Source organism: Nesterenkonia sp. F, from assembly GCF_000220985.1.
GTDB lineage: Bacteria > Actinomycetota > Actinomycetes > Actinomycetales > Micrococcaceae > Nesterenkonia.
In genome coordinates, this window is sequence record NZ_AFRW01000088.1 from 1 (window position 1) to 17,054 (window position 17,054).

Below are 17,054 nucleotides of genomic sequence, written 5' to 3' on the forward strand. Positions count from 1 at the left end.
ACGTACGCATCGACTCCGCGGACATCGCCGCGCTCATCGACGCGCTGGCCGAGCGCGGCGCCGACGAGGTCGTCGCCGAGTTCACCCGTGGCGTCGGGGAGTCCGCGCTCGCGGCCGCGGACTGGATCAACCACGCCTACTCCGGCGGCGACGTCGACATCATCCTCGCCCGGCTCGATGCGCTGACCGAGGATGTGCCGGAGGCCGGAGACGCCGCGGATGTCATCCGTGCCCGCTCGCCGCTCTCGGTCCGGGTGGCCCACCGGGCGATCACCACCGCCGCGGACCTGTCGCTGGCCGGGGCGCTGCTGCAGGAATACACCGTCGGGGTCCACATGCTGCGCTCCCACGACTTCCGCGAGGGCATCCGCGCCCAGCTGGTGGACAAGGATCGCAGTCCGCAGTGGCGCCCGCCCACGCTGGCCGACGTCGACGACGACCTCCTCGACCATTTCTTCACCCCTGTGCCGCACAAGATCCTGGAGCTGCCGCATGACTGAGCCGACATACGCGACCATCAAGGTGTCCTCCGCGAAGCGGGTCGGGCGGATCCAGCTCAACCGGCCGGCGGCGCTGAACGCGCTCGACGAGCGGACCATGGACGAGGTCGTCGCCGCGGCCGCGGCCTTCGACGCCGACGACTCGGTCGGGGCGATCCTGCTGGCCGGCTCGCAGAAGGCCTTCGCCGCCGGGGCGGACATCAAGGAGATGGTCGACAAATCCGCCGCCGAGATGCGTGCGGCCGACTGGTTCCGCCGCTGGGAGGACTTCGCCGCGCTGCGCACGCCCGTGGTGGCCGCGGTCTCCGGCTATGCGCTCGGCGGGGGCTGTGAGCTGGCACTGATGGCCGACATCGTCATCGCCGGCACCGGCGCGACCTTCGGCCAGCCGGAGATCAACCTCGGCGTCATCCCCGGCATGGGCGGCTCGCAGCGGCTGACGCGGTCGGTGGGCAAGGCCAAGGCGATGGACATGGTCCTCACCGGACGCCACGTCGACGCCGCGGAGGCCGAGCGCATAGGGCTGGTCTCCCGGGTGGTCGAGGACGGCGAGCTGGAGGCCGAGGCGAAGACCGTCGCCGAACTCATCGCCTCGAAGTCCAAGCCGGCGACGCAGGCGGCCAAGGAGACCATCGCCGCGGCGTTCGAGACGCCGTTGCAGCAGGGGCTGCTGCTCGAACGCCGTCAGTTCCACGCGCTGTTCAGCACTGAGGACCAGGCCGAGGGCATGGCCGCCTTCCAGGAGAAGCGCAAGCCGCGCTGGCAGCACCGCTGAGCGGCGGGCCGGACGCCGGAAGAGGAGGGCCGCCGTGGTGACCGCGCGCGACGGAGTCGAGGAGTACCGCACGCTGGCCGAACGGCCGGAGCCGGACTATGCCCTGGGTGCGGGCTGGCGGGCGTTGCGCCTGTCCAGCGTGGTCCTCGGCCTGATCCCGGTGCTGATGGTCCTGCAGACCGTCCTCGGCGGAGGGGCCGCGGGCGAGGGGCGGGACGCCGGACTCGCCTGGACGGCGGCGCTGACCTGGGCGGTCTGCGTGGTCGGCCCGGCGGTGCTCTCCCGCTTCCCGCAGGTGTTCAATTACCCGACGATGCTCACCAGCGAGAACGTCCAGCGGCTCTACCGGCTGGGCGCGGTCACGATGATCCTCGTCGCCGCCGGCTGCACGGTGACCCTCTGGGGCGTGACCGCGACCCTGGGCCTGCCCGCCGGCTGGCTGAGCTGGGTCGGGATCGCCGGGCTGACGGCCGCGGTGATCTGGGCGGTCCGCGCGAGCCTGCGGGCCTGAGCGCCGAGGCTCAGCGGCGCAGCTCCGGCAGGTCCTGCTCGCGGAACTCCTCCGCCGCCTGCTCCTCGCCGCGGGCGCGCTCGACGTCGCGCAGCTCCACGCGGCGGATCTTGCCGGAGATGGTCTTGGGCAGCTCGGTGCGCTCGATGCGCCGGATGCGCTTGAACGGCGGCAGCTGCTCGCGGCAGTGGGCCAGGATCGACGTCGCGGTCTCGGCGTCCCAGGTCCAGCCGGCGGCCAGCACCACGCAGGCCTTGGGCACCGCCAGCCGCACCGGGTCCGGGGCCGGGACGACGGCGGCCTCGGCGACGGCGGGGTGCTCGACGAGCACGGACTCCAGCTCGAAGGGCGAGATGCGGTAGTCGCTGGCCTTGAAGACGTCGTCGTTGCGGCCCACGTAGGTCAGCAAGCCGTCGGCCTCGCGTCGGACGACGTCGCCGGTGTGGTACAGCCCGTCGGCGAAGGCCTCGGCGGTGCGCTCGGCGTCGCCGTGGTAGCCGCGCATCAGCCCCACCGGCCGGTCCTCGCCGGTCTGTGCGGCGCGGAGGCAGAGCTTGCCCTCCTCGGCCTCCGCGCCGGTGGTCGGGTCGATGAGCACCACGTCGAAGCCCGGCAGCGGCCGGCCCATCGAGCCGCGCACCAGCGGCTGGCCCGGGGTGTTGGCCACCTGCAGGGTGGTCTCGGTCTGGCCGTAGCCGTCACGGACCGTGCGGCCCCAGGTGCGCTCGACCTGGTCGATGACCTCGGCGTTGAGCGGTTCGCCGGCCGACACGGTCACCCGCGGCGGATTCCGCAGCGCAGTCAGATCCGCCTGGATGAGCATCCGCCAGACCGTCGGCGGGGCGCAGAAGCTGGTGACCCCGTGGGCGTCCATCTGCTCCATCAGCGTCGCGGCGTCGAAGCGGGTGTAGTTGTGCACGAAGATCGTCGCCTCGGCCAGCCATGGGGTGAAGAAGTTCGACCAGGCGTGCTTGGCCCATCCCGGGCCGGCGACGTTGAGGTGGACGTCGCCGGGCTGCAGGCCGATCCAGTACAGCGTCGACAGATGCCCGACCGGATATGAGGCATGGGTGTGCTCGACCAGCTTCGGCAGAGTGGTGGTGCCGGAGGTGAAGTAGAGCAGCTGGGTCTCGTCGGCGTCGGTGACCTGGGTGGGGGTGAACTCGTCCGGCGCGGAGGAGGCCGCGTCGATCCGGTGCACCGTCCGCGGTGCGCCGTCGGGGGAGGAGACCTCCGGCGTCGGGGCCTCGGGCGTGTGCACGCCGGGGACGTGGATCAGCGTCAGCGCCTCCTCGGCCGGCCGCACTGCGGAGAACTTCACCAGGTCGTCGGCGCCGGCCACGGCCCATCGGGCCCGGCCGCGGGAGACGCGGTCCTGCAGGTCGTTCGCCCCCATCTGCGTGGTGGTCGGGATGAGCACCGCGCCGATCTTGATGCCGGCGAGCATGACCTCCCAGAGCTCGACCTGGTTGCCGAGCATCAGGATCATCCGGTCGCCGCGGGCGACGCCGATCGAGGTCAGCCAGTTCGCCAGCTGGTCCGAGGAGCGGGCGAGCTCGGCGTAGCTGCGGCGCAGCACGGTGCCGTCGGCCTCGGAGATCACCAGCGCGTCCTGGTCGGCGCGCTCGCCGGCGGCGACGACGTCGAACCAGTCCAGGGCGAAGTTGAAGTGCTCGAAGCGCGGCCAGCGGAACGCCTCGCGGGCACGCCGCCAGTCCTGCTGGTGGTCGACGAGGAGGTCGCGGGCCGCGCGGAGCTCGGCGGCGGGATCGGTGCTGGTCATCGGGAAGGCCTTCCTTCGACGGGGCGGGCCGGGTCACGTCGGCTCCAGACTACGCCAGCCGCCCCGCCGCCGGTCCGCCGCTCCGCGGCGGGTCAGTCCAGCACGTCGGCGACGGCGGCCGCCTCCTCTCCCAGTGCGGCGGCCACCGGCGCGTAGGTCAGCCGGCCGTCGTGGACGTTGAGCCCGGCGGCGAGGTTCTCGTCGTCGCGCATCGCCTGCTTCCAGCCCTTGTCGGCCAGCCGCAGGACGTGCGGCAGCGTGGCGTTGGCCAGCGCCGCCGTCGAGGTGTGCGGCACGGCCCCGGGCATGTTCGCCACGCAGTAGTAGATCTGCTCGCCCAGGGTGAAGGTGGGGTCGGCGTGGGTGGTCGGCCGCGAGCCCTCGAAGCAGCCGCCCTGGTCGATGGCGATGTCCACCAGCACCGAGCCCGGGCGCATCTGTGCGGCCATCTCGCGGGTGACCAGCTTGGGCGCCGTCGCACCCGGGATGAGCACCGAACCGATGACCATGTCGGCGGAGGCGACCTCCTCGGTGATGGTCAGCGTGTTCGAGGCCAGCGTGGTCAGCCCGCGGGCGGAGAGCGCCGAGAGCTCGCGCAGCCGGTCGATGCTCAGGTCGATCACGGTGACGTCGGCACCCATGCCCATCGCGGTGATGGCGGCCTGTTCGCCGGCCTTGCCGCCGCCGATGACCACGACCTTCGCCGGCCGGGCGCCGGGCACGCCGCCGACGAGCAGTCCCGAGCCGCCCTGAGAGTGCATCAGGTGGTAGGCGCCGACCTGCGGGGCCAGCCGGCCGGCGACCTCGCTCATCGGGGCCAGCAGCGGCAGTCCGTGGGAGCCGGTGACGGTCTCGTAGGCGATCGCCGTGACGCCGCGCTCCTGCAGCGCGGCGGCGCACTCCGGCTCGGCGGCCAGGTGCAGGTAGGTGAAGAGCACCTGGCCCGAGCGCATGGAGCCGAACTCCTCCGGCTGGGGCTCCTTGACCTTCAGCACCAGGTCGGCGGATCCCCAGACGTCGTCTGCGGTGTCGACGATGCGGGCGCCGGCGCGGGCGAAGTCCTCGTCGGTGAAGCCGGAGGCGGTCCCGGCCCCGCGCTGGACCAGCACCTGGTGGCCGTGGCCGATGAGGTCGACGGCGCCCGCCGGGGTCAGCGCGACGCGGAACTCGTTGTTCTTCACTTCCGTCGGGACTCCGATGATCATCTGATCTCCTCACTCCTCCGCGCGCCGACGTCCGTCGACGAGCACCGGGCCGGACCTCGTCGTCCGGCGGCTGACGCTCACGAGTGTCGCATGCGCCTGTGACGGGGCGGTGACGCGTCGGTCACAGGAGCGAGACGCGGCCTGTCGCCTGACCAGCGGCAGACTCCGCGTCCGGGAGTCGTGCGACACCTGCAGAGTATGGCCGCCGGAGCCGTTCTGCCAACAGCCCCGCTGTGGCAGGCTGGGAGCCATGCTCGATTCGACCCTGGGCGAGGGGATCGCCGCCGGCGTCGCGATGGTGCTGCTGCTGGTCGGCATGGCCGGCGTCGTGCTGCCGGTGCTGCCCGGCAGCCTGCTGATCATCGTCACGCTGCTCGGCTGGGCGGTGCTGCTCGGCGGGCCGGCGGCCTGGACTGCGGCGATCATCGGCGCGGCGCTCGCCGTGGCAGGGTGGAGTGCGTCCACAGTGCTGACCGGGCGGGTGCTCCACCGGGAGCGGATTCCGCGCGGGCCGGTGCTGACGGGGCTCGTCGCCGCTGTCGTGGGCATGATCCTGCTGCCGCCGCTGGGGCTCTTCCTGGGCTTCGCGCTCGGGCTGTTCGCGGCGGAGTACCTCCGGCGCGATCGCGACTGGCGGGCCGCCGGCCGGTCGAGCCTGAAGGCGCTGCGCGCGATGGGCGTGGGGATCCTGGTGGAGTTCGGCTTCGCCGGTCTGGCGGTCTCGTCCTTCCTGCTCGGATCGCTGGTGCACCTGCTCAGCTGAGCCGCCGGTTCGAGTGCCGGCTCGGGCGCCGACCTGGGGCGGAGTCGACCGGCGCCTCCGAAGCGCCCGGCGGCGACGTCCAGCCGATGATCAGCTCCCGCCAGGCGAAGGTGGTGGTCGTCTCCTCCCGGAGTCGATATGTTGGCAGTCCGGGCGGGATGCCGATCACGGCCGGAGGACGTCAGGACGGAGGGCGAGTGTGGGCGATGAGCCGGTCGACGAGGCCGACGCCGCGGCTCTGCACGTCTCCTCGCCGGTGCTGCTGCTCGGCGGTCCGTCCCCGGCGCAGTCCGAACTCACCCAGCGGCTGCGCGCCCTGGACGTGAAGGTGCTCCATGCTCCGAGCGCGGAGGTCGCGCACAGTCTGGCCGCCCAGGAGCGGCCGCAGCTGCTGGTCGTCGACGCCCGCTCGAGCCGGCGGGTGCCGGAGACCGAGGCGCTGCTGGCCGAGCTGCGGCGGGCGGAGGAGCATCTGGTCGCGCTGATCTGGTTCGACGCCGAGGCGACGACCGCTGAGGTGATCGTCGGCTGTGCGCCGCTGGACGACCACATCCTCGGCAGCCCCGACGGCGAGGAGGCGATGCGCCGGCTGCACCTGCTCAGTCGGCGACTGCCGGCCCGCCGCGAGGGGGAGCGGCTCGTCGTCGGGGACCTGGAGATGGACACCTCGGCGCGGACGGTCCGTCGCGGCGACCGCGACATCGACCTCTCCGAGACCGAGTTCCGCCTGCTCCGGCTGCTGATGCGCCATGCCCGCACCGTGCTGTCCAAGACGGAGATCCTCCAGCAGGTCTGGGAGTATGAGTTCGCCGGGCAGGCCAACATCGTCGAGCTCTATATCTCGTACCTCCGGAAGAAGATCGAGGCGGACCGGGCGCGGATGATCCACACCGTCCGCGGGGCCGGGTACGTGCTGCGCCCCGCCGAGCCGGCGACGGAGCCGGCAGATGAAGCTACCGCTGGGTAGCTTCTGTGGCAGACTGGCGGCATGCATGTGATCCTGCGCACTCTGCTGACCCTGCTGCGCGCCCGGAGGCGCCCGACGCTCTCGCCGTGGGAGCCGGCGTCGCTGACCCTGCGCGCGCTGCCCACCGACGTCGACCTGGCGCTGCACATCAACAACGGCCAGTACTTCTCGCTCTTCGACCTGGGACGCTACGACCTCATGGCCCGCGCCGGGGTCTGGTCGCGCATGCGCCGGCTCGGCTGGACGCCGGTGGTGCAGTCCGAGCAGATCACCTTCCGCCGCGCGGTGACGCTGATGCGTCGTTTCACCATCCGCACGCGGATGCTGGGCTTCGACGAGCGCTGTCTGTTCTTCGAGCAGCGGGTCGTCGTCGACGGCGAGATCTTCGTCCGCGCGCACATCGCCGCCCGGCTGCTCGGTCCTGACGGTCCGGTCTCCCGCGAGGAGATCCTGGCTGAGCTGGCCGCGCTGGGCCACGAGCCGCCCGAGGACGTCGAGGTCTCCGAGGAGCTGCGGAGCTGGCGGGCGGAGGCCGCGCTGCCGTCGACGCGCCGTCCGGCGCCGCACCGGTGGTGACCCGGCGGTGACGTCGCCGGTCGACTCCGGGCCGCCTTCCGGGGCGAGGTCGGCGTCGGCCCGGGGCGCACCGTGTGGTGAACCACGTCGCGGCGGACGGCGAGTGTCACAGTAGGAGCATGCGGAACCACTTCAGCACCGATCTCGGCCTCCTCCTGCTCCGGCTCGCCGCCGGCATCCTGTTCATCATGTCGGGCCTGCGCCGCGTCTCCTGGCTGGGGCTCGACGGTTCCCGGGACTACGCCGGGGATCTCGCGCTGCCCTTCGCGCAGCAGGTGGGGGCGGCGCTGCCCTTCGTCGAGATCATCGGCGGGGCGCTGCTGATCATCGGACTGCTGACGCGCTTCTGCGCTGCCGTGCTCACTGTGGTCTGCGCCGCGGCCGCCGTGGTCCTGGCGCAGGAGGCGACGTCGACGTCGGCGCTGCTGAGCCAGGACGAGCCGATGCTGCTGCTGGTCGGCGGGACGCTGGAGTTCTCGGTGCTGCTCGCCGTGATCACCCTGGTGCTGGCCTGCGACCGGGGGCGGCGCGATGAGCGTGGACGCGCCGGCCTGGCGCTCGATCCGTCGCCGCTGACTCGAGCCGCGGGTCCGATCGGCGTGGCCCGGGCCGGGGCCCGTCCCGGCCGGAGCCACGGCCGCTCGGCCTCAGCCGGCGCGGCGGCGGCCCAGCACGGTCAGCAGGATCGCGCCGGCCGCGATGGCCGTCAGCGCCAGGGCGACGACTGTGCTGGTCGAGGAGCCGGTGAACGCCAGGCCGTCGTCGGAGGCGTGGTCCGCGGCGACTGGCTCGTCAGAGATCTCGCGGCCCGTGTCTCCCGCCTCGGGGGAAATCGGTGCGGAGGTCTCGTCGGAGTCCTGCTGCGCACCGCCTCCGGTCTGGGACTCCGGGGTCGCTCCTTCGTCGTGGCCCTGCAGCGTATCGGGCTGCGTGGAGTCCGGCTGCGTGGAGTCCGGCTGCGTGGAGTCCGGCTGCGCGGAGCCGTCCTGCCCGGCGCCGGGGTCGGGCGCCGGGGTCTCGGCCGGGTCCCGGCTCGTCTCAGTCTCGGCGGCGCCGGCAGTCTCGTCCGTCCCCTCCTCGAGGTCCCCGTCGCTCGTGGGCTGAGGGCCTCCGGGCACGGGCAGCGAGGCGTCCAAGGTGTCGTGGTCGTGGGTGGTCGAGCTGCTCGGTGCGGTGCCCGAGGTGGAGCCGTCGGGGGAGGAGGTCGTCTCCCGTCCTGCGCCGGGGAGGAAGTCCTCGGCGTCGGCGTCCCCGGTCGGGCTGGTCTCCGCCCCCGAGGTCTCCTCCTCGGCGCCGTCGGTCGTCTCCGGGGCGGAGGGAGCGTCCGAGGCGTCCTGCGACCCGGCCGGCGCGATGTAGAACGTGGCCTCGCAGCGCTCCGTCGTGCCGTCCTGTGCGGTGGCGAGGATCGTGTAGACCTCGGCGACGGTGCCGTCCACTGTGCTCGGGTCCGGCGCGGTGTAGGACAGCGTGCTCCCGGAGATGCTCACCTCGCCGCCGGCGGTGCCGACGGAGTTGGAGACCTCGAGCCGCTCCACGGTCGAGGACGCGGAGATCGACGCCGTGGCGGTCTCGCCGGCGATGACGTCGGTCGAGGGGCAGGTCAGCGTGATCCCGGAGGGCGTCTTGGAGCCGTCCGTCTCCGCGGAGCCGGAGTCCGTGGTCTCGGTGGCCTCGTCGGTGGAGTCCTGGGTGGAGTCGTCGGCGGAGGCGGCGGTCTCGTCGTCGGTGGCCGCGGCGTCCTCCCGCGCCGGCTCCTGCGCGGTGGGTCCGGCCTCCGTCGTGGAGGGGCTCTCGGAGCCGTCCGCCGTCGGTGTGCTGCTCGGGGAGGCCGTCGCCGTCGGCGTGGCCGTGGTCGTCGCGACCGCCGCGGCGGGGCTGAGCAGGACCAGGCCGACGACGAGGCTGAGGCCGCCGGTCACGGCCAGCGCCGTGCGTCGCGGCTGGGTGTCGAAGGTGCTCACGCCGGGTACCTCGTCGTCAGGGGCTGGGGATTGCGACGCCCATTCTATGAGCGAGAGCCCCGTCCGCATAACGATTTGATCACTCCGCTCCGGAAGCGGTGTCCGGAACGCGTCGAGCCCTCCGCCCGGGAGCGTCAGGAGGTGACGACGTCCCAGGTCAGAGGGCTCGAGGGGGCGGTGTGCGCAGCGGCGCGGTCCGGAGTGTGATGTTCGTCGCGCGGTGTGGCGCGTTGCGACCGGTCCGCGATCCTCTCGTGATCCGCGGCGGTCAGGTCAGGCGGGTCTCCGGGGAGACGGTCAGCGCCGGGTCGTCCTTGGCCAGATGCCCGACGGCGGCGTCGATCGCCTCCATCGTCGCCGAGTCCAGGGTGACGCCGGCGGCGTCGACGTTGGACTGGATCTGCTCCGGACGCGAGGCGCCGACCAGCGCCGAGGCCACGTTCTGGTTCTGCAGCACCCAGGCGACGGCGAGCTGGGCCTGGGTCAGCCCGTTGTCCTTCGCGATGGGCTCCAGCTTCTCGACTGCGGTGAGGATCTCGTCGTCGAGGTACTTCTGGATGAACTGGGCGCCGCCGTCGGCGTCGGAGGCTCGCGAGCCCTCCGGGATCGGCTGGCCGGCGCGGTACTTGCCGGTCAGCACGCCCTGGGCGATCGGCGACCAGACGATCTGACTGATGCCCAGCTCCTCCGCGGCCGGCACGACCTCGGGCTCGATGACCCGCCAGAGCATGTTGTACTGCGGCTGGTTGGAGATCAGCTGGATGCCCAGCTCCTTGGCCAGCGCGTGGCCGGCGCGCAGCTGCTCGGCGGTCCACTCGCTGACGCCGATGTATAGCGCCTTGCCCTGGCGGACGACGTCGGCGAAGGCCTGCATCGTCTCCTCGAGCGGAGTCTCGTGGTCGAAGCGGTGGGCCTGGTAGAGGTCGACGTAGTCGGTGCCCAGCCGCTTCAGCGAGCCGTCGATGGACTCCATGATGTGCTTGCGGCTCAGCCCGGTGTCGTTCGGGCCCTTCGGCCCGGTGGGGAAGTAGACCTTGGTGAAGATCTCCAGCGACTCGCGGCGCTGGCCGGCCAGTGCGTCGCCGAGGACCTGCTCGGCGACGGTGTTCGCGTAGACGTCGGCGGTGTCGAAGGTGGTGATGCCGGCCTCCAGCGCGGCGTGCACGCACCGGGTGGCGACGTCGTTCTCGATCTGCGAGCCGTGGGTGATCCAGTTGCCGTAGGTGATCTCGGAGATCTTGAGACCGCTGTGGCCGAGGTACCTGTGCTCCATGCGGGGCGTCATCCCTTCCATCGATGCGCGGGGCGGATGAGCGGCGGGGGTGATGTGATCGTGCTCATCCTCTGCCGCGCACCAGCCTACGCCGCCCGGCTCGCCCGTGTCGGCACTGAGGCCAGGCATGCCTGCGCCACCTTCCGCACCGTCGGGGTGTGCCGGTGAGGTGCGCCTCTCCTCCGTGGTCAGGGCCGCGACGGCTGGCTAGAGTGTCGAGCAGAGGGCGGCGTCGTCCGACGTCGGCCCGTCACGGACACGAGACGAGGAGAGTGGTCACGCCATGGCACAGCTCACCGGCACGCTCGAAGAAGCATTCAACGAGCAGGTCACCCTGGAGCTGGAGGCCTCGCTGGTCTACCGTCAGCTGGGCATCGAGATGGACATGCTGGACCTGCCCGGCATGGCGTCCTGGTTCCGCGCGCAGGCGGACGAGGAGGTCGTCCACGCCAACAAGTTCATCGGCCATATGACCGACCGCGACGCCCACCCGCGGATCCGGGCGGTGCCTGCGATCTCGGTCTCCGCCACCTCGGTGCTGGAGGCCTTCGAGGCCTCGCTGGGTCACGAGCGGCGGGTCTCCGAGTCGATCCGGAACCTGTACCGGCTGGCGCAGCAGGAGGGCGACATCGACGCCCTGCCGCTGCTGAACTGGTTCATCGACGAGCAGCTCGAGGAGGAGGCGACGATCTCCGAGCTGATCGGCAAGGTGAAGCTCATCGCCGACGACGGCCCCGGCCTGTTGCGCCTGGACCAGGAGCTCGGCGCCCGGCAGTCGTCCGGCACGGAGGCCGACGCCCAGTGACCCGCTGAGTGCCGCCCTCCCGGCGCTGACTCGGCGGAAAGCGTGGGAAAGCGCCCGTATTCCCACGCTTTCCGCCGAGTCATCGCGGAGGGGCGTCATCGCGGAGGAGGAATCAGCGCTCGGCGGCGTCTGAGGCGGCGTCGTCGGTGCCCGCGTGCTCGGTCTGGCGGATCAGCCGATCGAGCGCCTCATGCATATGCGCCTCGATCTCGCGCATCAGCGCAGCCTCGTCGGCGGCGACGATCGCCTCGGCGATGCGCCGATGCTCGGCGACCTGCTCCTCGGGATCCAGATAGGTGCCCTGCAGCGCGGTCAGGCACATCCGCGTCTCGACCATCAGCGTCTCGTGCATCCGGCGCAGCCGCGGGCTGCCGGACATCGTCACCAGCAGCTCGTGGAAGTCGAAGTCGGCGTCGGAGAGCGTCGACAGCCGTCCCGACTCGGCGGCGCGCTGCATCGCGTCGCAGGCCTCGAGCAGCGCCGTCGACGGCTCCGAGCTCGGCGAGCGGACGATCATCCGCGCCGCGGCCGTCTCGATGGCGATGCGCGCGGCGTAGAGGTCGCGGATCTCGTCGTCGTCGAGCTCCTTGACGAACAGCCCGCGGTTCGGCTCGCTGCGCACCAGTCCCTCCTGGACCAGGCGCTGCATCGCCTCGCGCAGCGGCCCGCGGCTGACGCCGAACTCCTGCGACAGCGCGGACTCGGAGAGCTGCGTGCCGCCGGGCAGGGAACCGTACATGATCCCCTCGCGCAGCTGGCGGGTGATCAGCGAGGCGGTGGACTCGCGGTTCACCGGGCGGAATTCCGGGCTCTTCCTCATGGCGGCTGCGGTGTCATCTCCTTCGCGACGGCGTCGCCGGGACGCCCCGACGGTGCAGATCTGCAGATTGTCGACGATCCATCCTATCGGCTCGCCCCCGAGGCGTCCGACGGCGTCGTCGTCCGTCCCAGCCGGCCGAGCTGCGGCAGCGCGGGCATCGGGCGGCCGGTCAGCCGCAGCCCCTCCCAGACGGTGACCTGGTTCGCCGTCAGCACCGGCTTGCCGAGGGTGTGCTCGACGTCGGCGACCCAGTCCAGCGAATGCAACGCCGTATCGGGCACCAGCACCGCCTCGACCTCGTCGGTGTCGACCGAGCGGATCATCGTCAGCATCAGATCGCGTCCCAGATGCCCCACCTCGGCGGCGGTGAACACGCCTTCGGCGGCGAAGGTCGCGACGTCGACGCCGTGCTCGGTCAGGAATCCGCGGAAGTGCTCGGCCAGCGGCTGCGGATAGGAGGCGGCGACGCCGACGCATCCCACGTCCAGGGCTTCCAGAGCGTGGGCGAAGGCCAGCGACGTCGACGACGTCGGCACGCCGGAGACTTCCTGGAGCGCCTCGACCTGCGTCTGGGCGCCGTCGCGGCCGAAGACGAAGCTGCCGGAGGTGCAGGCCCACATCAGCGCGTCGACGGCGTGGGCGGCCTGCAGTCGGCCGGCGCCCTCGGCCAGCCGCTCGTGCGATCCGGTCTCGCGCAGCGCCTCGACGGTGTGCTCGTCGACGCCGATGGTGGTGTGCACCAGCGGCAGGCGCAGCGCCTGGGGCTCGGCGGCGGCCAGGCGGGGATAGTCGTCCTCGGCGGCGTGGCCGGGGTAGAGGATGCCGACGGTCGGCGGGGCGACGGCGGCGTCGCGGGCGGGTGCGGGCGTCATCTGGACTCCTTCGTCGTCTCGGGCGGTCGGTGTCGTCGGTGTCGTCGGGGCGTTCGGGACCCCGCGTCGGCTCAGACGGCCGGTTCGGCCGCCGACAGCCGCGGCGTCGCGCGCAGCGCGGCTCCCGGTCCGGCGTAGGGCACGTCGAGGTGGCGCATCACCTGCCAGATCGTCGCCTGGTTCGCCGAGATCACCGGTTTGCCCAGGTCGTGCTCCAGGGCGTCGAGGACCTCGTAGGTGGGCAGGTTGGTGCAGGAGACCACGACGGCGTCGGCGCGATCGCTGTCGGCGGCGCGCACCAGGTCGTAGGTGCGCTCCGGCGGCACCGTCCAGATGCGCCCGGAGAGGCCGAGATTGGCGTTGTTCATCAGGTGTATGTCGGCCTCGGCGAAGAACGCCGCGAACTGGGCGGTGATCGCGTCGTCGTACGGCGTCGCCGTGGCGATGGTCTCCGCTCCCAGCGCCCGGACGGCGTCGAGCAGCGCTCCGGAGGTGGTGAAGGCCGGCACCGGCACGGCCGCGCGCATCGCTCGCCGCAGGGCGCGCTCGCCGGTGCGGCCGCGGATGAAGCTGCCCGAGGTGCAGCCGTAGACGGTCGCCTCCGGCCCGGTCTCGGCGATCGATCGGGCGCAGTCGGCGATCGCCCGCGGCTTCGAGATCGCCCGCGCCTGGCGCACGGTGACCTTCATCGGCTCGAAGCGCGTGCGGGTGAACAGCAGGTCCAGCTGTTCGGCGCCGGCGGGGTCGGCGGTGAACCGTCGCAGCTCGCGATCCAGCGCCATGTCGTAGGGGACCACCATGCCGACGGCCGGCTGCCGCGGCGCCGGCTGGAGCGGCGCGCGAGCCTCGGCACGAGCGGACTCGTCGGGGCGGTGAGCGGGGGAGAGGGCCATCGGCGGCTCCAATCGCGGACGTGCTGACGAGTCTCCATGAAGATTGTTGACAATCTTCTGAAGGTCTCCATAGCATAGCCGCACAGTCGCCCCGTCGGGAAGCACCCGCCGGGGAGGACCCACCACATCCTTCCGCCGGGCGCCGGCGGAGGCCCCGAGGCCCCTCGACAGCACCCGGAGGTGACCGATGGCGAGCACTCTGCCGGTCGTCACAGTCCTGTGCCCCGCCGGTGTCGACGGCGTCGACGGCGCCGACGCCCCCGCCGGGCTCGACACGCTCCGCGACCGGGCGGAGATCCGCACCGTCGTCGCCGAGGACCTCGCCGACGGACTGCGCGGCGCCGACGCCCTATTCCTCTGGGACTTCTTCTCCAGCGCCGTCTCCGACGCCTGGCACGCCGCCGACGCGCTGCGCTGGATCCATGTGGCCGCCGCCGGCGTCGACAAGATGCTCTTCGACGAGCTGATCGCATCCGACGTGGTGGTCACCAACGCGCAGGGCATCTTCGACCGCCCCATCGCCGAGTACGTGCTCGGGGCGGTCATCGCCCGGGCCAAGGACTTCGCCGGCAGCCTCACCCGTCAGCACGACGGCGTCTGGGAGCACCGCGAGACGCATCAGGTGCGCGGCAGCACTGCGCTGGTCATCGGCACCGGCGCCATCGGCCGCGAGATCGCGACGCTGCTGCGCGCCGTCGGCGTGGAGGTCTTCGCCGCCGGCCGCACCGCCCGCTCGGACGATCCCGACTTCGGCACGGTGATCGCCAGCGAGGACCTCGCCGCGCACATCGGGGCGGCCGACCACATCATCAACGCCGCCCCGCTGACCCCGCAGACCCGCGGACTGATCGACGGGGACGCGCTGTCCGCCGTCGCCGAGGGTGCGCATCTGGTCAACATCGGCCGCGGCGAATCCGTGGACGAGGCCGCCCTGGTCGAGGCTCTGGACTCCGGGCCGCTGGGCTTCGCCACCCTGGACGTCTTCGCCGTCGAGCCGCTGCCGGAGGACTCCCCGCTCTGGGGGCGGGAGGACGTGCTGCTCTCGGCGCACATGTCCGGCGACGTCGTCGGCTGGCGCGACGCGCTGGCCGAGCAGTTCCTCGACAACGCGCGGCGGTGGCTCGATCGCGAGCCGCTGGCCAACGTGGTCGACAAGGAGAGGGGCTACGTGCCCCGCACCTGAGTGAGGCGCCCGCGACCGCGGCGCCCGGCTTCCGAGGAGGTAGTGGCATGAGGGATCCGGCTGAGATGACGGCCGTCGAGCTCGTCGCGGGGTACCGCGCGGGCGACCTGTCCCCGGTGGAGGCCGCCGAGGCGTGCCTGGCTCGGATCCACGCCCGGGACGCGTCGCTCAACGCCTTCGTGCTGGTCGAGGACGAGGCCGCGCTGACCGCCGCTCGCGAGTCCGAGGCGCGCTGGGCGCAGGGGAGGCCGCTCGGGCCGGCCGACGGCGTGCCGATGACGATCAAGGACATGTTCCCCACCGTCGGAGCTCCCACGGTGAAGGGCAGCCGGCTGCTCGACGCCGACGACGACGCGCTGGACTTCGACGCGCCCTGCGTGGCTCGGCTGCGCGAGGCCGGGGCTGTGCGGCTGGGCAAGACGACGACCCCGGAGTTCGCGTGGAAGGGCACCACCGACAGCCTGCGCCACGGGGCCACCGGCAACCCGTGGGACACGACGACGACGCCGGGCGGCTCCTCGGGAGGCGCCGCGGCCGCAGTGGCCTCCGGGATGGGCGCCTGGGCGGTGGGCACCGACGGCGGCGGATCGGTGCGCATCCCCGCCTCCTTCACCGGCACAGTGGCGCTGAAGCCCACCTACGGCACGGTGCCGATGTACCCTTCCTCGCCCTTCGGCACGCTGGCCCACGCCGGTCCGATGGCCCGGACGGTCACCGATGCGGCGGTGCTGCTGGACGTCATCTCCGGCTTCGACTCGCGCGACTGGTCGGCGCTGCCGATGCCGACGGCGTCCTTCACCGAGGGGCTCGAGGACGGGATCGCCGGGCTGCGCATCGCCTACTCGCCGACGCTGGGCTTCGGCAGCAACGATCCGGAGGTCGAGCGGCTCGTCGCCGAGGCGGTCGAGGTCCTGGCGGCCCAGGGGGCGACGGTGGAGCAGGTCGACCCGGGGCTGTCGGATCCGGTGGAGGCCTTCCACATCCTCTGGTTCACCGGGGCGGCGAAGGTCCTCGAGCCCTTCGGCCCGGACGCGCTCGAGCGGGTCGACCCGGGGCTGCGTCGGGGCATCGAACAGCATCTGGACGATTCCGCGCTGGACTATCTGGGGGCGACGGCCCGGCGCATGGACATGGGCGTGCGCATGGGCGCCTTCCACGAGACCTATGACCTGCTGGTCACTCCGACGATGCCGATCACCGCCTTCAGCAAGGAGCGGCAGACGCCGGAGGGGTGGGGGTCGGAGTCCTGGACCAGCTGGACGCCCTACACCTATCCGTTCAACATGACTCAGCAGCCGGGCGCCTCGGTGCCCTGCGGGACCACCTCGACGGGCATGCCGGTCGGTCTGCAGATCGTCGGGGCGCGGACGCAGGACCGGCTGGTGCTGCGCGCCGCGCGCGCCTACGAGCGGGCCGCCGGCGAGGGCTTCGCCCGCCCGGTGGAGCTCGACGAGGCGCGGCGTCGCGCGTCCGGCGTCGAGGCGGGATTCGGCGCGGCCGCCGACTCGGGGTCCGCCGACCAGACCACGAGCATCGGGAGGTGAGCATGGCCCGTCGGCTGAGGATCGAGCTGACCCGGCGCGGAGTCAGCTGCACGGCACGACTCCTGGACGAGCAGGCCCCGCGCACTGCTGATGCGGTGTGGGAGGCTCTGCCGCAGTCCGGGCAGGTCTATCACGGCAAGTACGCCCGCAACGAGATCTATGCGCTGGTCCCGCCGTTCGGCGGGATCGGGGACACCCGGGAGAACACCACGGTGACTCCTATTCCTGGTGACATCTGCTATTTTCACTTCACTCCTGAGCAGCTGGGCAATCCGGCCTACGGATATGATGCCGACTCCGAGGCCGGCACCGGCGACCTGGTGGATCTGGCGCTGTTCTACGGGCGGAACAATCTGCTGATCAACGGTGACCAGGGGTGGATCCCCGGCACAGTGGTCGCCACAGTGGAGGAGGGGCTGGAGGAGATGGCCGCCGCCTGCGCCTCCATCTGGATGGACGGCGCCCGGGGCGAGACGCTGGCCTTCAGCCGTCTGGAGGGCTGAGCTCGGAAGGCCGGGCCCGGACGATCGGGCCCGGAGGACTGGACCCGGCATGCCGGGGGAGAGGAGCTGCAGGTGACCGCGACGCTCGCCCAGCGTGACGACGACGTCGACGCCGGC

17 protein-coding genes and 1 pseudogene are annotated in these 17,054 nt (G+C 72.2%); 11 read left to right on the forward strand and 7 right to left on the reverse strand.

The features are described from left to right. The 3 genes from GU5_RS14540 to GU5_RS0107240 all read left to right on the forward strand — a co-directional run. Positions 1–500: enoyl-CoA hydratase/isomerase family protein (locus GU5_RS14540; protein ID WP_010524911.1), on the forward strand; the 500-nt coding region annotated here is incomplete at its 5' end. Further along, on the forward strand, positions 493–1,275 hold the full coding sequence (locus GU5_RS0107235; protein WP_010524912.1) for an enoyl-CoA hydratase-related protein: 783 nt from the start codon (positions 493–495) through the stop codon (positions 1,273–1,275). The genes GU5_RS14540 and GU5_RS0107235, both read left to right, overlap by 8 nt. 34 nt (positions 1,276–1,309) lie before the next feature. Beyond that, a complete protein-coding gene (locus tag GU5_RS0107240; RefSeq protein ID WP_010524913.1) occupies positions 1,310–1,786 on the forward strand; it encodes a hypothetical protein in 477 nt (158 codons plus the stop codon). Between the two features lie 10 nt (positions 1,787–1,796). On the opposite strand, the gene GU5_RS0107245 is transcribed toward GU5_RS0107240, so the two are convergent. Both GU5_RS0107245 and ald read right to left on the reverse strand, forming a co-directional pair. Then, a complete protein-coding gene (locus GU5_RS0107245; protein WP_010524914.1) occupies positions 1,797–3,569 on the reverse strand; it encodes an AMP-binding protein in 1,773 nt (590 codons plus the stop codon). Positions 3,570–3,661: 92 nt separating this feature from the next. Continuing rightward, positions 3,662–4,774 carry an alanine dehydrogenase gene (gene ald, locus GU5_RS0107250; protein WP_010524915.1) on the reverse strand — a complete coding sequence of 371 codons (1,113 nt, stop codon included), beginning with the start codon at positions 4,772–4,774 and terminating at the stop codon, positions 3,662–3,664. 250 nt (positions 4,775–5,024) lie between these two features. Between ald and GU5_RS0107255 the strand changes: the two genes are divergently transcribed. From GU5_RS0107255 to GU5_RS17885, 4 genes and pseudogenes are all read left to right on the forward strand, one after another. Next, the gene (locus tag GU5_RS0107255) at positions 5,025–5,537 is read left to right on the forward strand and encodes a DUF456 domain-containing protein (RefSeq protein WP_010524916.1); all 513 of its coding nucleotides are present in this window, start codon (positions 5,025–5,027) and stop codon (positions 5,535–5,537) included. A 199-nt stretch (positions 5,538–5,736) separates the two neighbouring features. After that, a complete protein-coding gene (locus GU5_RS17590; RefSeq protein WP_010524917.1) occupies positions 5,737–6,504 on the forward strand; it encodes a winged-helix domain-containing protein in 768 nt (255 codons plus the stop codon). Between the two features lie 21 nt (positions 6,505–6,525). Beyond that, positions 6,526–7,080 carry an acyl-CoA thioesterase gene (locus GU5_RS0107265; RefSeq protein ID WP_010524918.1) on the forward strand — a complete coding sequence of 185 codons (555 nt, stop codon included), beginning with the start codon at positions 6,526–6,528 and terminating at the stop codon, positions 7,078–7,080. A gap of 188 nt (positions 7,081–7,268) precedes the next feature. Beyond that, a pseudogene (locus tag GU5_RS17885) lies at positions 7,269–7,415 on the forward strand (hypothetical protein); the annotation flags it as partial. A 312-nt stretch (positions 7,416–7,727) separates the two neighbouring features. On the opposite strand, the gene GU5_RS17600 reads toward GU5_RS17885, so the two are convergent. Beyond that, the gene (locus GU5_RS17600; RefSeq protein ID WP_010524920.1) at positions 7,728–9,044 is read right to left on the reverse strand and encodes a hypothetical protein; all 1,317 of its coding nucleotides are present in this window, start codon (positions 9,042–9,044) and stop codon (positions 7,728–7,730) included. A 268-nt stretch (positions 9,045–9,312) separates the two neighbouring features. Further along, a complete protein-coding gene (locus GU5_RS0107285) occupies positions 9,313–10,317 on the reverse strand; it encodes an aldo/keto reductase family protein (RefSeq protein ID WP_010524921.1) in 1,005 nt (334 codons plus the stop codon). A 283-nt stretch (positions 10,318–10,600) separates the two neighbouring features. Between GU5_RS0107285 and GU5_RS0107290 the strand changes: the two genes are divergently transcribed. Further along, on the forward strand, positions 10,601–11,122 hold the full coding sequence (locus GU5_RS0107290) for a ferritin (RefSeq protein ID WP_010524922.1): 522 nt from the start codon (positions 10,601–10,603) through the stop codon (positions 11,120–11,122). 112 nt (positions 11,123–11,234) lie between these two features. Here GU5_RS0107290 and GU5_RS0107295 read toward each other — a convergent pair whose 3' ends face one another. The 3 genes from GU5_RS0107295 to GU5_RS14550 all read right to left on the reverse strand — a co-directional run bounded on the left by GU5_RS0107295 (position 11,235) and on the right by GU5_RS14550 (position 13,707). Continuing rightward, positions 11,235–11,942: a GntR family transcriptional regulator gene (locus GU5_RS0107295; RefSeq protein ID WP_029514106.1), complete on the reverse strand. Its 708-nt coding sequence runs from the start codon at positions 11,940–11,942 to the stop codon at positions 11,235–11,237. An 83-nt stretch (positions 11,943–12,025) separates the two neighbouring features. Continuing rightward, positions 12,026–12,814, reverse strand: a complete 789-nt coding sequence (locus GU5_RS0107300; protein WP_010524924.1) for a maleate cis-trans isomerase — start codon at positions 12,812–12,814, stop codon at positions 12,026–12,028. A gap of 71 nt (positions 12,815–12,885) precedes the next feature. Further along, complete coding sequence (locus tag GU5_RS14550; protein WP_010524925.1) at positions 12,886–13,707, reverse strand: decarboxylase; 822 nt, start codon at positions 13,705–13,707, stop codon at positions 12,886–12,888. A 187-nt stretch (positions 13,708–13,894) separates the two neighbouring features. Here GU5_RS14550 and GU5_RS0107310 point away from each other — a divergent pair, with 187 nt between their 5' ends. From GU5_RS0107310 to GU5_RS0107320, 3 genes are read left to right on the forward strand one after another with little or no spacing between them, the layout of a single operon-like run. Then, positions 13,895–14,890, forward strand: coding sequence for a D-2-hydroxyacid dehydrogenase (locus tag GU5_RS0107310; RefSeq protein WP_010524926.1), 996 nt, complete (start codon positions 13,895–13,897; stop codon positions 14,888–14,890). A gap of 47 nt (positions 14,891–14,937) precedes the next feature. Then, on the forward strand, positions 14,938–16,434 hold the full coding sequence (locus GU5_RS0107315; RefSeq protein ID WP_010524927.1) for an amidase: 1,497 nt from the start codon (positions 14,938–14,940) through the stop codon (positions 16,432–16,434). A 2-nt stretch (positions 16,435–16,436) separates the two neighbouring features. Then, positions 16,437–16,937, forward strand: coding sequence for a DUF3830 family protein (locus tag GU5_RS0107320; RefSeq protein ID WP_029514107.1), 501 nt, complete (start codon positions 16,437–16,439; stop codon positions 16,935–16,937). Positions 16,938–17,054: the final 117 nt, after the last annotated feature.

Excerpts from the sequence above, each read along its gene's own strand:
- GU5_RS0107255 (WP_010524916.1), top strand. The coding sequence starts at position 5,025 with ATGCTCGATTCGACCCTGGGCGAGGGGATCGCCGCCGGCGTCGCGATG.
- GU5_RS0107285 (WP_010524921.1), bottom strand. The coding sequence starts at position 10,317 with ATGGAGCACAGGTACCTCGGCCACAGCGGTCTCAAGATCTCCGAGATC.
- GU5_RS0107295 (WP_029514106.1), bottom strand. The coding sequence starts at position 11,942 with ATGAGGAAGAGCCCGGAATTCCGCCCGGTGAACCGCGAGTCCACCGCC.
- GU5_RS0107320 (WP_029514107.1), top strand. The coding sequence starts at position 16,437 with ATGGCCCGTCGGCTGAGGATCGAGCTGACCCGGCGCGGAGTCAGCTGC.
- GU5_RS14550 (WP_010524925.1), bottom strand. The coding sequence starts at position 13,707 with ATGGCCCTCTCCCCCGCTCACCGCCCCGACGAGTCCGCTCGTGCCGAG.
- GU5_RS0107235 (WP_010524912.1), top strand. The coding sequence starts at position 493 with ATGACTGAGCCGACATACGCGACCATCAAGGTGTCCTCCGCGAAGCGG.
- GU5_RS0107315 (WP_010524927.1), top strand. The coding sequence starts at position 14,938 with ATGAGGGATCCGGCTGAGATGACGGCCGTCGAGCTCGTCGCGGGGTAC.
- ald (WP_010524915.1), bottom strand. The coding sequence starts at position 4,774 with ATGATCATCGGAGTCCCGACGGAAGTGAAGAACAACGAGTTCCGCGTC.
- GU5_RS0107310 (WP_010524926.1), top strand. The coding sequence starts at position 13,895 with ATGGCGAGCACTCTGCCGGTCGTCACAGTCCTGTGCCCCGCCGGTGTC.
- GU5_RS0107300 (WP_010524924.1), bottom strand. The coding sequence starts at position 12,814 with ATGACGCCCGCACCCGCCCGCGACGCCGCCGTCGCCCCGCCGACCGTC.
- GU5_RS0107245 (WP_010524914.1), bottom strand. The coding sequence starts at position 3,569 with ATGACCAGCACCGATCCCGCCGCCGAGCTCCGCGCGGCCCGCGACCTC.
- GU5_RS0107290 (WP_010524922.1), top strand. The coding sequence starts at position 10,601 with ATGGCACAGCTCACCGGCACGCTCGAAGAAGCATTCAACGAGCAGGTC.
- GU5_RS0107265 (WP_010524918.1), top strand. The coding sequence starts at position 6,526 with ATGCATGTGATCCTGCGCACTCTGCTGACCCTGCTGCGCGCCCGGAGG.